13 protein-coding genes are annotated in these 14,156 nt (G+C 70.6%); 9 read left to right on the top strand and 4 right to left on the bottom strand.

From position 1 onward, the window contains the following. The first annotated feature begins 18 nt into the window (after positions 1-18). The 4 genes from AOQ37_RS03205 to AOQ37_RS03190 all read left to right on the top strand — a co-directional run bounded on the left by AOQ37_RS03205 (position 19) and on the right by AOQ37_RS03190 (position 4,716). The gene (locus AOQ37_RS03205; protein ID WP_199824919.1) at positions 19-891 is read left to right on the top strand and encodes a hypothetical protein; all 873 of its coding nucleotides are present in this window, start codon (positions 19-21) and stop codon (positions 889-891) included. Further along, positions 888-2,162, top strand: a complete 1,275-nt coding sequence (locus AOQ37_RS03200) for a DNA cytosine methyltransferase (protein ID WP_062640849.1) — start codon at positions 888-890, stop codon at positions 2,160-2,162. The genes AOQ37_RS03205 and AOQ37_RS03200 overlap by 4 nt, the downstream gene beginning before the upstream one ends. Then, complete coding sequence (locus tag AOQ37_RS03195) at positions 2,162-3,280, top strand: DnaB-like helicase N-terminal domain-containing protein (RefSeq protein ID WP_078889955.1); 1,119 nt, start codon at positions 2,162-2,164, stop codon at positions 3,278-3,280. The genes AOQ37_RS03200 and AOQ37_RS03195 overlap by 1 nt, the downstream gene beginning before the upstream one ends. A gap of 65 nt (positions 3,281-3,345) precedes the next feature. Next, a complete protein-coding gene (locus AOQ37_RS03190) occupies positions 3,346-4,716 on the top strand; it encodes an SPDY domain-containing protein (protein ID WP_062640847.1) in 1,371 nt (456 codons plus the stop codon). A gap of 172 nt (positions 4,717-4,888) precedes the next feature. Here AOQ37_RS03190 and AOQ37_RS03185 read toward each other — a convergent pair whose 3' ends face one another. Together AOQ37_RS03185 and ychF are read right to left on the bottom strand one after the other, a co-directional pair. After that, positions 4,889-5,785, bottom strand: coding sequence for a DUF5655 domain-containing protein (locus tag AOQ37_RS03185; RefSeq protein WP_062640845.1), 897 nt, complete (start codon positions 5,783-5,785; stop codon positions 4,889-4,891). Positions 5,786-6,121: 336 nt separating this feature from the next. Then, the gene (ychF, locus tag AOQ37_RS03180) at positions 6,122-7,210 is read right to left on the bottom strand and encodes a redox-regulated ATPase YchF (RefSeq protein WP_062640843.1); all 1,089 of its coding nucleotides are present in this window, start codon (positions 7,208-7,210) and stop codon (positions 6,122-6,124) included. Between the two features lie 440 nt (positions 7,211-7,650). On the opposite strand from ychF, the gene AOQ37_RS40735 reads away from it, so the two are divergent. After that, entirely contained in the window at positions 7,651-8,040 is a 390-nt protein-coding gene (locus tag AOQ37_RS40735) for a DUF6542 domain-containing protein (protein ID WP_062640841.1), read from the top strand. A 207-nt stretch (positions 8,041-8,247) separates the two neighbouring features. On the opposite strand, the gene ppgK is transcribed toward AOQ37_RS40735, so the two are convergent. Next, positions 8,248-8,994: a polyphosphate--glucose phosphotransferase gene (gene ppgK, locus AOQ37_RS03170; protein WP_062640839.1), complete on the bottom strand. Its 747-nt coding sequence runs from the start codon at positions 8,992-8,994 to the stop codon at positions 8,248-8,250. A gap of 53 nt (positions 8,995-9,047) precedes the next feature. Continuing rightward, the gene (locus tag AOQ37_RS03165) at positions 9,048-10,130 is read right to left on the bottom strand and encodes a 4-hydroxy-3-methylbut-2-enyl diphosphate reductase (RefSeq protein WP_062640837.1); all 1,083 of its coding nucleotides are present in this window, start codon (positions 10,128-10,130) and stop codon (positions 9,048-9,050) included. Positions 10,131-10,243: 113 nt separating this feature from the next. Here AOQ37_RS03165 and AOQ37_RS03160 point away from each other — a divergent pair, with 113 nt between their 5' ends. From AOQ37_RS03160 to AOQ37_RS03145, 4 genes are all read left to right on the top strand, one after another. Continuing rightward, the gene (locus AOQ37_RS03160; protein WP_062640836.1) at positions 10,244-11,650 is read left to right on the top strand and encodes an APC family permease; all 1,407 of its coding nucleotides are present in this window, start codon (positions 10,244-10,246) and stop codon (positions 11,648-11,650) included. A 90-nt stretch (positions 11,651-11,740) separates the two neighbouring features. Beyond that, a complete protein-coding gene (gene xseA, locus AOQ37_RS03155; protein WP_062641421.1) occupies positions 11,741-12,976 on the top strand; it encodes an exodeoxyribonuclease VII large subunit in 1,236 nt (411 codons plus the stop codon). A 60-nt stretch (positions 12,977-13,036) separates the two neighbouring features. Next, positions 13,037-13,261: an exodeoxyribonuclease VII small subunit gene (locus AOQ37_RS03150; RefSeq protein WP_062640834.1), complete on the top strand. Its 225-nt coding sequence runs from the start codon at positions 13,037-13,039 to the stop codon at positions 13,259-13,261. A 206-nt stretch (positions 13,262-13,467) separates the two neighbouring features. Continuing rightward, positions 13,468-14,058 carry a malonic semialdehyde reductase gene (locus AOQ37_RS03145; protein WP_062640832.1) on the top strand — a complete coding sequence of 197 codons (591 nt, stop codon included), beginning with the start codon at positions 13,468-13,470 and terminating at the stop codon, positions 14,056-14,058. Positions 14,059-14,156 lie beyond the last annotated feature (98 nt).

Genomic DNA, 14,156 nt, shown 5'->3' with positions numbered 1-14,156 from the left:
GGCATCCAGTCCAGCGCCATGCTCGCCCTCTCCGCACAAGGCATACTCCCGAAGGTCGACTACGCAATTTTCGCCGACACGGGCTGGGAACCGAGAGCCGTTTATTCCCATCTCGACCGGCTGGAGCGAGAAATAGCCAGACCCGCAGGCATTCCCGTTCTCCGCGTGTCGTCCGGAAACATACGCGAGGATGCCCTGGATCCCGACCACAGGTTTGCGTCAATGCCGCTCTACGTCCTGAACAAGGGCGGAAATCCGGGTATGACCAGGCGGCAATGTACCGGGGAATATAAAATTAAGCCGATCAAGAAAAAGATCCGCGAACTACTCGACTACCCCTATCCGACACGCATCCCCAAGGGAATCTTCGTCGAGCAGTGGGTCGGCATTTCCACCGATGAATTCCACCGGGCCAAGGACGCCGACGTCAAGTACATGCGCAACCGGCACCCGCTCATCGACATGGGCTGGTCACGGTCCGACTGCGTCCGCTATCTGACGTCGCTCGGCCTGGCCGACACCCCGAAATCGAGCTGCCTCGGGTGCCCTTTCCACGGAAACGCCCAGTGGCGCAACATCCGCGACAACTCCCCGGAGGAGTGGGAGGACGTGGTGGAGTTCGACGCGGCCATCCGCAAGGGAAACGCGCGCGCCAACGCCACCGGCAACCGTCTGCTCGGCGAGGCGTTTCTCCACCGCTCCCGCGTCCCTCTCAGCGAAGCTCCCATCGATCACGTGACCGCCGCCGAATGGGCGGCGATGCAGCAAGAACTCACCGAGAGCGGACCGGATCTTCAGGAGCTGGAGCAGGGCGTCGTCGACGGCTGTTCCCCGTGGGCCTGCCGCGGTGAAGCCGAACCGGTGCAGGACGACTTCGGGCTGGCCTCTTGACCATCCTGGACCTGTTTGCGGGGCCGGGGGGATGGAGCCACTCGCTTGACGTCCTCGGCGTACGGGACGTGGGCCTGGAATGGGATGAGTGGGCCTGCAAAACCCGTGCGGCGGCAGGGCAGTTGACGATTCGCACCGACGTGGCGCTGTATCCCGTCCGGCCCTTCCTCGGAAAAACCGCCGGGCTCATCGCGAGCCCGCCCTGCCAGGCATGGTCCATGGCCGGCAAGCGCCTCGGCCTGGTGGACCAGCCCCTGGTCCACCAGGCGGTCGCCGACCTCGCCACCGGCCGCGACACCCGCGCACAGCTCCTGGCCGCCTGCCGTGACGAGCGCTCCCTGCTGGCGGCCGAGCCGATGCGCTACCTGCACGCCCTCAACACGGTCGGCGAACCGGAGTGGGTGGCCATGGAGGAGGTCCCCGACGTGCTGCCGCTGTGGCGCCAGTACGCGGCCATCCTGCGCAGCTGGGGTTTCTCGGTCTGGTATGGGATCCTCAATGCCGCCGACTTCGGCGTTCCGCAGACGCGGAGGCGGGCGATTCTGCTCGCCTCCCGGGTCCGTACGGCACAGCCTCCAACGCCGACGCACTCCCAAGTCGCTGAGCCCGAATCGCTGTTCGGTCCGGGCCGCGCCCGCTGGGTGAGCATGGCTGAGGCGCTCGGGTGGGGCGCGACCGACCGGCCTGTCCCCACCGTTTGCGCCGGCGGCGGACCCGGCGGCGGGCCCGAGCCTTTCCCTTCGGGCTCCCGAAAGACGCTGTCCGATGCCCGGGAGCGCGGCACGTGGATGCCGCGACCGGATGGAGTGGTTCTGCAGTCCCGCCGCGAAGGCGCAGGGTGGGCGGCGCTGCACGGCACCCGTGAGAACCGTGCCGCCAGCGCTCCGGCGCCGACGTTCACCGCCGAGGCCCACCGTTGGTCTTGGTCGCTGCGCAGCAACAACCAGGCCAACGCCACCGTCCGGTCCATCGAGGAGCCGGCGGGAACGTTGTTTTTCGGACACCGCGCGAACGAGTGCACGTGGGTCGCAGAACCGGCCGCTGCGCCGACGCAGGACACAGAGGCCCCCGCTGTGCCGGAGCCGATCCGGATCACCGCCCGCGAGGCGGGCCTCCTGCAGACCTTCCCCGCCGACTACCCCTGGGCCGGCAACAAAGGCCAGGTCTTCGGCCAGATCGGCAACGCGGTCCCACCGTTGCTCGCCGGCCACCTCCTCGCCCCGCACCTCGGCGTCACCCTCGACCCCGACGATTTCACCCTGGCCGCCTGATGCCCCACAGCCCCGAACCCGACGAAGACGACCTGCCCGACACACATCCGCCGCCGCCCGTGCACTACGCCGAGCAGGCCCTTCTCGGTGCCCTCCTCCTCAACCCGCATCGGCACGGCGACGTGACCGGGATTACCGCCGACTCGTTCTCCACCGCCGCGCACGCCGCCCTGTTCGCCGCGATCAGCACCCTGCCCCCGCCCGATCCGGCCGAACACGCGAAGAACACCAACTGGCTCGACCAGGTGCTCGCCGCCGGCCGCGAGCAGGCGCGCGGACTGACCGCCTCATACCTGCACACCCTCATCCAGATCTGCCCCTGGCCCCGCCACGCGCCGGCCTACGCGCGCATGGTCGAGGCCGAACACGCCCGCCGCCGTCTGCAGGCCGCCGCGGAACACCTCGTCCAGACCGTCCACGATGTCTCCCTCCCACACCCCGTCCAGACGGTGCTCGCCGAGGCCGACGCGCTCGCCGCAGTCGTGGACGACATCGCGAGCCGCTTCCCGCCGCGCGCCGGCGTCCTGCCCCGCACCACGGCACCGCCGCCGACCATCGCGCCCGACTACACCGAGGCGGTCGAGGAGGAGCAGCTGCTGCTCGCGACCGCCACCGCGCACCCCGCAGATACCGAGTCCGTCCGGTGGCTGCTCCCCGAGGACTTCAACCGGCCGCTGCACGCCGGGCTGTGGCAGTGCCTGACCACCCTCGCTCGCCGCCGCGAGCCCGTCGACCCCGTCACCGTTCTGTGGGAAGCCCAGCAGCGCGGTCTGCTGGACGACGGAAGCGAACCGGGCGAGGTACTCCGCCTGCTGGCCGAACCGGCTGGGTCCGTGGAGCACTGGGGCGAGCGGGCCCTCCAGCGTTCCCTCCTGGCCACCGCCGAGCACACCGGCCGGCACATCGAGGCGTACGCCGGCGACCCGGCGAACACCCCGTTCCAGCTCGTCGTCGGCGCCCGCCGCTCCCTCGCCGACATCGGCGCCGTCCGCACCCGCTGGCAGCACGCCACCGGAACGATCCCGCCGCAGCGACCACGCCCAGCACCCACCACCCGTGCCGGCCCACCGACCACCACGGCCGCGCGCACCGCCCGCGCCGCGCGAGCAACCCGATAGCCCCCGCATACGCCGGTGGCCGGACCCGAAGGCCCGGCCACCGGCAGAAGAGACGACACCCCAACGTGACTCCCACCATCGACGCCCACGTCCGCCTCGACAGCCACCCCACCCATCCCAGCGCCGTGACCGCCGTCCTGACCGGCACCCAGGCCCACGTTGCCCACCTTGGCCTGGAAGCTGCCGACTGGACGGTCGTCGCTGACAACGTGCTGGTCCTGGTCCGCATCGACCATGAGGAGCCCTACTGGGCGCAGGACGCGGCCAAGCACCTGTCCGCCGAAGGCATCGCCGTCAAGATCACCCCTCAGCTCCGGGAAGCCATTGACGAAGAATGGACCTGGGCCAACTACCCGATGCCCTGGTGCACCCGCAGCGAAATCCGCGAGGTCTCCAACGAGGCCCAGAAGATCCACGACGACATCCGCCACGGTCAGCTCCTCATCCACGCCCACGCCTACGACGGCCACACCACCGTCGCGGTCGGCACCTACCTCGGCCGCAACGGCAAGTCCGTCTATCTCCACGGCGAGGACCACCTGCGCCAGGTCGCCGACACCTTCGACTCACCCGCTGGGGCCCTGCTCGCCTTCGAAAAGGTCCACGGCGCCGAGATGCGCCCCGGGCCGGCGCCCCTGACCGACACCGAACGCGCCGCCGCCGAAGCCCGCACCCCGCTCGCCCTCACAGCAGCCACGACCGAACCGGCCCGCCCGGAGCCGGAGACCGTCCCGGCCTACCTGGCCGATACCGGCGACCACGACGCCCTCCTCGACACCTTCCTCGACGCACACGGCGGCTGGGAGAGGTGGCGGACCTGGTCGGACGAGACAACCCACGCCATCCACGAATCACAGACCCTGCGCATCGAACGCGTCCACGAAACCCCCGCCCACGAAACCGCGTGGACCGTAGCCGCCTACGAGACTCCCGTCTCCGACCGCATGTGGGTCCTCACCGCGACCGGCGCCACCCCCGCCCCGGTGCTGCAGGAGCTGCTGGACCACCTCGCCGACGGCGACGGCTGGGACACGGCCATCGGCGCCCCGGTGGACGAGAAGATGGTCACCGCGGCCACGCAGCCCCTCTCCGACGCCGGATGGAAGCACACTGTGGACGGGCGATGGATCCGCTGGACATCCCCCACCGGGGACGCAGGCGTCCAGTTCGACGCCTTCACCGCACAGCACCCGAGCCAGAACCTGGCCACCTGGACCGTCTGGGCCGGTCCCGATCCTGACAGGCCCACCTGGACCATCACCGCGTCCCCGCACACCCCGAGTTCGCTGCTGGCCGATCTCTCCGAAACCCTCGCCCACGAAACCGGCCTTCGCCGCCCTCAGACCGCGGGCCCCGAACGCAGGACGACCCTCTTCACCAGCCCACCGGCCGCTCCGGCGGTCAGGGCCGGTCCCGCTGCCAGCCGTTCACGCTGATCATCTGCACGCGAGAGCGGGGCAACATAGCGCGGGATCGCCGGTTAGCCAAACCGGCGATCCCGCGCACCATTGATAGTCCACCGCCACGCCCTGCCCGCACGTCGAAAGGCACCACCCGACGACCACAGAGCAGCCACGAAGCAAGCACAGCCAAGAGGCCCACAGGCGATCACGCCGCTGCGTAGCTCGCCCGAAACAGATCCTGCGCCCGCTCCACGTCCTTCGGCGTACGGAGCTGCACCTCCAGATCACCCGTCCCGTGGTGACCGAGACCCGACACGTCCCGGGTAAACCCCGGCACGAGGTCGACGTCCTTCGGGTCGACCTTCAGGTAGACCAGCAGCTTGCTCCGCTGCGGCGGACACAGGCAGGCGAAGTTCCGCAGACGCTGATACGCCCGGTACTGCTTGCGCTCAACACGGTTCACACCGTCCCCGAGCCCGAGCAGTGCCTCGTCGACCGCGCCCGCCAGCTCCATCATCGACGCGCCCTGGACGTCAGCTGCTGCCCGAGCAACCGCCTGGCGACGCACCCGGCGGGCCACCTGCATGCCACCGCTCACGGACGCCACGGTCTCTAGCCCTAGCAGGTCGCTGCCGAAGAATCGGTAGCGGACCAAGTCGATCGACCGCCGGTGCTCGCGAACGGCATGCACGTCGTAGCGCGTGAAGTCACCAGCGATACAGATCAGGCGCGGGCCGCTCCACAGCACCTGGGACGCGGCCGTCACCCCGAGCCGGTCGCGGACCAGGCGCTCGAACTCGGCCCGGTGGTCCATCAACCACGCCAGGTAGAACAGGCCCTGGTTGATGACGCCGGCATCGACGCCGCGCTTGTACTCGACGATGACCGGCGATCCGTTCTCGTCCAGCCCGAGCGAATCGATCCGGCCCCCGTGGACCGGCCCCGTGCCGTACTCGCTCGCCAGGAATCGGACGCCCAACAGCGTCTCCATGTGTTCCTCGACGAGGCCCTGCACATCTGCCTCGACCTCAGCAAGACGCGGCGTGACCTCGGTCACGCCGCTTTTCGTTGTGCCCGTACGGAACAGCTTCAAGCCGACCACCCCCCGTTATCGCATCGGAGATCGACAACGTCGGGTGGGCAAAGATTTGTTTCCGCAACGGGCGTTAATCATGTGAAGAACGTGTGCTTGGGGCCCAATCGACTGGGTTAGTAGCCCTCGCCGCACGGCACGTGCACCCGTGGTCCCCCCGCGGTCCGTCGGCATCCAGCACGAATCCAGCACGGTACGGATATGGGAGGTGATGACAGGTGACGAGAGGTCAGAAAATCCAGCACCTATCCAGCACGGTAAAAATCAAGGGGTCCGACCCCGAAGAGTCAGACCCCTTCTGACCTGCATGTTTGCCAGATCAGCGAAGTGGTGTTAAGTCACCGGCTAGATATTGAAGCGGAACTCCACCACGTCGCCGTCCTGCATGACGTAGTCCTTGCCTTCCATGCGGGCCTTGCCCTTGGCGCGGGCCTCGGCGACCGAGCCGGTCTCCACCAGGTCGGCGAAGGAGATGACCTCCGCCTTGATGAAGCCCTTCTGGAAGTCGGTGTGGATGACACCGGCGGCCTCGGGCGCGGTGGCACCCTTCTTGATCGTCCAGGCGCGGGACTCCTTGGGGCCGGCCGTGAGGTACGTCTGGAGGCCGAGGGTGTTGAAGCCGACGCGGGCGAGGGTGGCGAGGCCGGGCTCCTCGGCGCCGACCGACTCCAGGAGCTCCATCGCGTCCTCCTCGTCCAGCTCGGCGAGGTCCTGCTCCAGCTTGGCGTTGAGGAAGATCGCCTCGGCGGGGGCGACCAGCGCGCTCTGCTCGGCCTTGAACTCGTCGTCGACCAGCTCGTCCTCGTCGACGTTGAAGACGTAGAGGAAGGGCTTGGTGGTGAGCAGGTGCAGGTCGTGCAGGAGCTCCTCGCGGCCGGAGCCCTGGACGATGCCCGCGGAGAAGAGGGTGTCGCCCTTCTCCAGGATCGCCTGCGCCGCCTCGACCGCCGCGACCTTCGCCGCGACCTCCTTCTTGATCCGCGACTCCTTCTGGAGACGCGGCAGGACCTTCTCGATCGTCTGGAGGTCCGCGAGGATCAGTTCGGTGTTGATCGTCTCGATGTCGTCCTTGGGCGAGACCTTGCCGTCGACGTGGACGACGTTCTCGTCCTTGAAGGCGCGGATGACCTGGCAGATCGCGTCGGACTCGCGGATGTTCGCCAGGAACTTGTTGCCCAGGCCCTCACCCTCGCTCGCGCCGCGCACGATGCCCGCGATGTCGACGAAGTCGACCGTCGCCGGGAGGATCCGCTGCGAGGAGAAGATCTCGGCCAGCTTCGTGAGACGGGCGTCCGGGACGCCGACCACGCCGACGTTCGGCTCGATCGTGGCGAACGGGTAGTTGGCCGCCAGCACGTCGTTCTTGGTCAGGGCGTTGAACAGGGTCGACTTGCCGACATTCGGCAGACCGACGATTCCGATCGTGAGCGACACGTTGCGACTTCCCGTGGTGAGAGGGCCGGAGGGCCAGTTCTCGAAGTGAGAGGGCCAGGGGCCAGAGAGCTGACCGGTCCACCAGTTTACGGCGTGCCGGGCGCCGGCCCGGCGGACCGGTCGAACGCTTGGCCAAGCTCCGCCCCACGGCGTGTCCGACACCCGATTCAGCACATAAACCGACCTAAGTTGGTCCAGTGGAGCAACACAGGACGCGGCCCCCGGCCCGAGGCATCCCCCGTGACACGCCACCCCTGCCGCCCCAGGCCGGCCGGGAGGCAAGCCGGGAGCCGGGCCGCAGACCGCCGCGCCCGGCGGGCGGCCCCGCCCGGGCCGGCACCGCGCGTTCCGGCGTGCCCCGCTCCGGCCGTCCCCGCCCCGCGCCTGCCGGACGGCGGCCCGCACCGGCCCCGGCGCCACCGGTACGGACGGTGCGCCGGATGCCGAACCCCCGGCTCACCGGGCTCGGCGGCGGGCTGTTCAGCGGGGTGCTGATGTTCGGGATCGGCTGCCTGGACCAGCTGCTGTTCGGTGCCTCGCTGACGGTGTACAGCGTGCTGTTCCTGCCGGTGTGCCTGCTGACCGCCCTGTGGGTGCGCGCGGGCGACCTGCTGTCCGCTCCCGTGGTCGTGCCGATCGCCTTCGCCGTGGGCCTGCTGCCCGTCTCCGAGGGCGGCCACGGCATCGGCGCGCGGCTGATGGGACTGGTGACGGCACTGGCCACCCAGGTCGGCTGGCTGTACGCCGGGACACTCGTGGCGGCGACAGCCATCCTGGCCCGCGGCCTGCACCGAGCAGCAGCCCGCCGCCAGAACCCGAGCCGCCCCTAGCCCCGACCCGCCGCGCCGCACCCGGATCGCCGAACACCGCCACCGGACGGCCGGGCCACCCGGACGGCCGGGCCGACGGCAGATCGCCCGGCATCACTGCCGGGCAGTCCGGCCGTCGGCCGTCAGCCCGCGGCGCCCGGCTGTCGGGCGGGGGGCCCGGCTGTCGGGCGGGTGGCCGGGCGCAGCGGGGCAGTCGGGGGGCGGAGGCTAGTCCGCCTTGGCCGCGTGCATCGCCGCGCCCACGATGCCCGCGTTGTTCAGGAGCTCGGCGGGGACGATGTCCGCCCGGATGCCCTCGATGAGGTGCAGGAATTTGTCGGCCTTGCGGCTGACGCCGCCGCCGATGATGAACAGCTCGGGCGAGAAGAGCATCTCGACGTGGGCGAGGTACTTGGTGACCCGGCGGGCCCAGTGCTCCCAGGTCAGCTCGCCGTCCTCCTTGGCCTTGCTGGAGGCGCGCTTCTCCGCGTCGTGCCCGTGCAGTTCCAGGTGGCCGAGCTCGGTGTTGGGGACGAGGACGCCGTCGACGAAGAGGGCGCTGCCGATACCCGTGCCGAACGTCAGCAGGATCACCGTGCCGCTGCGGTCGCGACCCGCGCCGAAGGACACCTCCGCGACGCCCGCCGCGTCCGCGTCGTTGACCACCGTCACCGGCAGGCCGCCGAGCCGCTCGCTGAAGAGGGCACGGGCGTCCGTGTCGATCCAGCTCTTGTCGACATTGGCCGCCGTACGGATCGTGGAGCCGCCGGTGACGACGCCCGGGAAGGTCAGGCCCACCGGTCCCGTCCACTCGAAGTGCTCGACGACCTGCCGCACGCCGTCGGCCACGCCCTCGGGCGTGGCCGGGTGCGGGGTGAGCACTTTGTGACGCTCCTGAGCCAGGTCGCCCCTGTCCAAATCCACCGGGGCGCCCTTGATCCCGGAGCCGCCGATGTCCACGCCGAAGATCTGCATGGCCCTACGTTACGACGGTCGACTGACAGTCACTCACCCGGCCGAGGTGTCGGTCAGCCGTCCGCCGGACCGGAGGCCGCCTCGGACACCGATCCGGACACCGCGCCGGACGCTCCGTCCGGGGCCGGACCGGAGGCCGCGCCGCTGCCGCCGCGCTCGGCCGCCAGGGCCGCCGCCTCCTCGCGCAGGTCACGGCGGAGCTCCTTGGGCAGCGAGAAGGTGATGTGCTCCTCGGCCGCCTTGACCAGCTCGACGTCGCCGTAGCCGCGCTCGGTGAGCCAGGCCAGGACCTCCTCGACGAGGACCTCCGGGACGGAGGCGCCGGAGGTGACGCCCACCGTGGTCACGCCCTCCAGCCACGCCTCGTCGATCTCGCTCGCGAAGTCGACCAGGTAGGCCGCGCGGGCGCCGGCGAGCTTGGCGACCTCGACGAGCCGCACGGAGTTCGAGGAGTTGCGGGAGCCGACCACGATCACCAGCTCCGCCTCCGCGCCCATCTGCTTGACCGCGAGCTGACGGTTCTGCGTGGCGTAGCAGATGTCGTCGCTCGGCGGCGAGATGAGCTGCGGGAACTTCTCCTTGAGGGCGTCGACCGTCTCCATCGTCTCGTCGACGGAGAGGGTGGTCTGGGAGAGCCACACGATCTTCGACGGGTCGCGGACCTCCACCTTGGCGACGTCCTCGGGGCCGTCGACGAGCTGGATGTGGTCGGGGGCCTCGCCGGAGGTGCCGATGACCTCTTCGTGGCCCTCGTGCCCGATCAGGAGGATGTCGTAGTCCTCATTGGCGAAGCGGACGGCTTCCTTGTGGACCTTGGTGACCAGGGGGCAGGTCGCGTCGATGGTGGCCAGTCGCCCGCGCGCGGCCTCCTCGTGGACGACGGGCGCGACGCCGTGCGCCGAGAACATGACGATGTTGCCCGGCGGAACCTCTTCCGTCCGCTCGACGAAGACGGCGCCCTTCCGCTCCAGGGTCTGCACGACGTACTTGTTGTGGACGATCTCGTGCCGGACGTAGACCGGCGCCCCGTACTGCTCCAGGGCCTTCTCGACGGCGATCACGGCACGGTCGACGCCCGCGCAGTAACCCCGGGGGGCGGCGAGCAGGACACGGCGGCGGCCAGACGAAGCAGTCATGCGTCCCATCGTAAGGCCGCGCCCGAGGGGTCGGAGATCACCGCTGTGGGGACACTGGGGAGACCGGCGGCGAGCCGAGGGGGGTGGGCAGGAAACGACGCGCGGAGGCACCGATGTCCGACACCGCCGACACCGGCACCCAGGACCGTCCGGCCGGGGAGGGACCCGGGCACCTGCGGCGGAGCCTGCGCTCTCGCGACCTGGTCGTCTACGGTCTGCTGTTCATCGCGCCCATGGCGCCGGTGGGCATCTTCGGCACGCTGGACGCGAAGTCGCACGGGGCGGTGGCGCTGGTCTACGTCGTCGCGACGGTCGCCATGGCGTTCACCGCCTTCAGCTACGCGCAGATGGTGCGGGTGGTCCCCCAGGCGGGCTCGGTGTTCGCCTACGCGCGCGTGGCGCTCGGGGAGCGGGTGGGGTTCGTCGCCGGCTGGATGGCGCTGCTGGACTACATCCTCATCCCGGCGGTGGCCTACCTGTTCTCCGGCATCGCGATGAACGCGCTGGTCCCGGAGGTCTCCCGGTGGGTGTGGACGGCGCTCGCGGTCGTGGTCACCACCCTGCTCAACCTGTGGGGCGTACGGGCGGCGGCCCGCGTGGGTTTCCTGGTGCTGGCGATGGAGATCGTCGTCCTGGTCGTCTTCGTGGTGTCCGCGGTCGTGGTCCTCGCGCGGGACGGAGCGGAGCGCGGCTGGCTGTCGCCGCTGAGCGGGGACGGCGCGCAGGGGGAGTTCGCCCTGTCCGCGGTGATCGGCGCGGTGTCGGTGGCCGTCCTGTCCTATCTGGGCTTCGACGCGATCGCGAGCTTCGCGGAGGAGGTCACCGGGGGCTCGGAGAAGGTCGCGCGGGCCCTGCTGTTCTGCCTGGCGCTGGCCGGTGTGCTGTTCGTGACGCAGACCTATCTGGTGGCGCTGCTGGAGCCGGTGTCGTCCGCCGAGCTGGCCGCCGATCCCGGCCGGCAGGGATCGGCGTTCTACGACGCCGTTGACGTGTCCGTCGGTACCTGGCTGCACGATCTGGTGGCGGTCAGCAAGGCCGTCGGGGCCGCGTTCGCCGCGCTGGCGGGACAGGCGGCGGCCGGCCGGCTGCTGTTCGCCATGGGGCGTCAGCGCCGGCTGCCCCGGGTGCTGGCCCGCACGGACGCGGGCGTGCCGCGGGTCGCCCTGCTGTGTTCGGCCGCCGTCACGCTGGTCGCCGCGGTGTGGGCGGCGCGGCGGGACGACGGGATGGATCACCTGGTGTCGGTGGTCGACATCGGCGCGCTGACGGCGTTCACCTTGCTGCACGCGAGCGTGGTGGGGTGGTTCGCGGTGCGGCGGGCGGGCGGCCCGGTGGTCTGGTGGCGGCATGTGCTGGTGCCGGTGGCGGGTGCGGCGATCACGATCGCGGTGATCGCGGAGGCGTCGGGCACCGCGCAGTGGGTGGGCTTGATCTGGCTGGCGGTGGGGGCGGTCGTGCTGGTCGCCCAACGCGGGCGGGCGGACCCCACCCTCCAGGGCTTGCCCCCTGGCCGGCCTTGAACCCGCAGATCCCGCCCGGCAGGTCCCGCCCAGGAGGTCCCGCAGGTCTCGGCCCACGGATTGTCCGTGGTGGCCGATACGCTCGGGCGCATGGCTGTGAACACGTCCGCGGACGCCCCGCTGCCCGTCGGCGAGGTCTCGCGGCTCATCGGAAGCTGGATCGACCGGCTCGGCGCGGTGTGGGTCGAGGGGCAGATCACCCAGTTGTCGCGACGCCCGGGTGCCGGGGTGGTGTTTCTGACGCTGCGGGACCCGTCGCACGACATCTCGGTCGGCGTGACCTGCTACCGGCAGGTCTTCGACGCGGTGGCGGACGTCGTCGGCGAGGGCGCCCGGGTCGTCGTCCACGCGAAGCCGGAGTGGTACGCGCCGCGCGGCCAGCTGTCGCTGCGGGCCGTCGAGATAAAGCCGGTGGGGGTCGGTGAGCTGCTGGCGCGGCTGGAGCAGCTGAAGAAGTCCCTGGCCGCGGAGGGGCTCTTCGCCCCGGCCCGCAAGAAGCCGCTGCCCTTCCTGCCGCAGCTCATCGGGCTGGTGTGCGGGCGGGCCTCGGCCGCCGAGCGGGATGTCCTGGAGAACGCCCGGCACCGTTGGCCCGCCGTGCGCTTCGAGGTGCGCAACGTCGCCGTCCAGGGGGTGCACGCGGTGACGCAGGTCGTCCAGGCGGTGAAGGAGCTGGACGGCCTGGACGAGGTGGACGTGATCATCGTCGCGCGGGGCGGTGGCAGCGTGGAGGATCTGCTGCCGTTCTCCGACGAGCAGCTGGTCAGAGCGGTCGCGGCCTGCCGTACGCCGGTCGTCTCGGCGATCGGGCACGAGCCGGACAACCCGCTGCTGGACCATGTGGCCGACCTGCGCGCCTCGACACCGACGGACGCGGCGAAGAAGGTCGTACCGGACGTCGGCGAGGAACTGGAGCGGGTGCGGATGCTGCGCGGGCGGGCGCGGCGCTGCGCGCAGGCGTTCCTGGAGCGGGAGGAGCGTGGGCTCGCCCACGCCCTGGCGCGGCCCGCGATACAGGATCCGCACCGGATGATCGACGAGCGGGCCGATCACGTCTCCTCCCTCGTCGACCGTTCGCGGCGCACGCTCGGACACCTCCTGGACCGCGCCGACTCCGAGCTGACCCACACGCACGCGCGCGTGGTGGCGCTCTCGCCTGCCGCGACGCTGAAGCGGGGGTACGCGGTGCTCCAGAGGGCCGACGGGCACGTGGTGCGGGATCCGGCCGAGGTGACGGCCGCCGAGACACTGCGCGCGCGGGTCGCCGAGGGCGAGTTCACCGTGCGGGTCGACGAGGTCGGCCCCGTCGACGACAGCGATCACTAGGCAGCCGACGACCAGGCAGCGACGACCACACCGACCACGACGACCACTGGGATTGGGTGCATGACGAGCAAGACGGACGAGGCGCTCGGGTACGAGCAGGCCCGTGACGAGCTGATCGAGGTCGTACGGCGGCTGGAGGCGGGCGGTACGACGCTGGAGGAGTCCCTCGCCCTCTGGGAGCGCGGTGAGGAGCTGGCCAAGGTGTGCCGGCGCTGGCTGGAGGGTGCCCGGGCGCGGCTCGACGCGGCGCTGGCCGTGGAGGAGGGGGCGGAAGAAGGGGAGTAGGCCGGTCGCCCCTGGCCGGGGCGGGTGCGGCGGGGCCGATCCGGGCGGCGGGAAGCGGATCGGCCGAGCGGTGCTGTGAAGCGGATCACGACACTCCGACCTTTGTTGAACTTTGAACCTTCCCCGCGTACTCTCGGTGTCGCCAGCCTATCCGGACCACGGTCCGGTACGGGATCCGGACACCACCCCCCCGAGGAAGACTCCGCATGCCTCTCGTTCTTGACCCCGCCGCCCAGGACCTGCTGTTCCGCGAGGCCCGCACCGCGAACACCTTCACCGACGAGCCGGTGACCGACGAGCAGGTCCAGGCGATCTACGACCTGGTCAAGTACGGTCCGACGGCGTTCAACCAGACCCCGCTGCGCATCACCCTGGTCCGCTCGCCCGAGGCCCGCGAGCGCCTGGTGCGGCACATGGCCGAGGGCAACCAGGCCAAGACCGCCACCGCCCCGCTGGTCGCGATCCTCTCCGCGGACAACGAGTTCCACGAGGAGCTGCCGACCCTGCTCCCGGCCTTCCCGCAGGCCAAGGACCTGTTCTTCAGCGAGCGTCCGGCCCGCGAGAGCTCCGCCGCGCTGAACGCCGCCCTCCAGGCCGCGTACTTCATCATCGGCGTGCGCGCCGCCGGTCTGGCCGCCGGCCCGATGACCGGTGTGGACTTCGAGGGCCTCCGCAAGGAGTTCCTGGACGACGACCACACCCCGCTGATCGTCGTCAACATCGGCAAGCCGGGCGAGGGCGCCTCCTACCCGCGCTCCCCGCGCCTGTCGTACGACGAGGTCGTCACCACCGTCTGAGAACGGTGAACCACCGCTCGAGGGAGCGGTGGACGCGCGAAGAGGCCCCCGGCGAGCAGCCGGGGGCCTCTATCGTCTTCACGCCTCAGAACCCGCTC

This window comes from Streptomyces maremycinicus, assembly GCF_001184025.1.
GTDB classification, from domain to species: Bacteria; Actinomycetota; Actinomycetes; order Streptomycetales; family Streptomycetaceae; genus Streptomyces; species Streptomyces maremycinicus.
The sequence above is the reverse complement of the archived record's forward strand: the minus strand, read 5'-3'. Positions and strand labels throughout refer to the sequence as shown.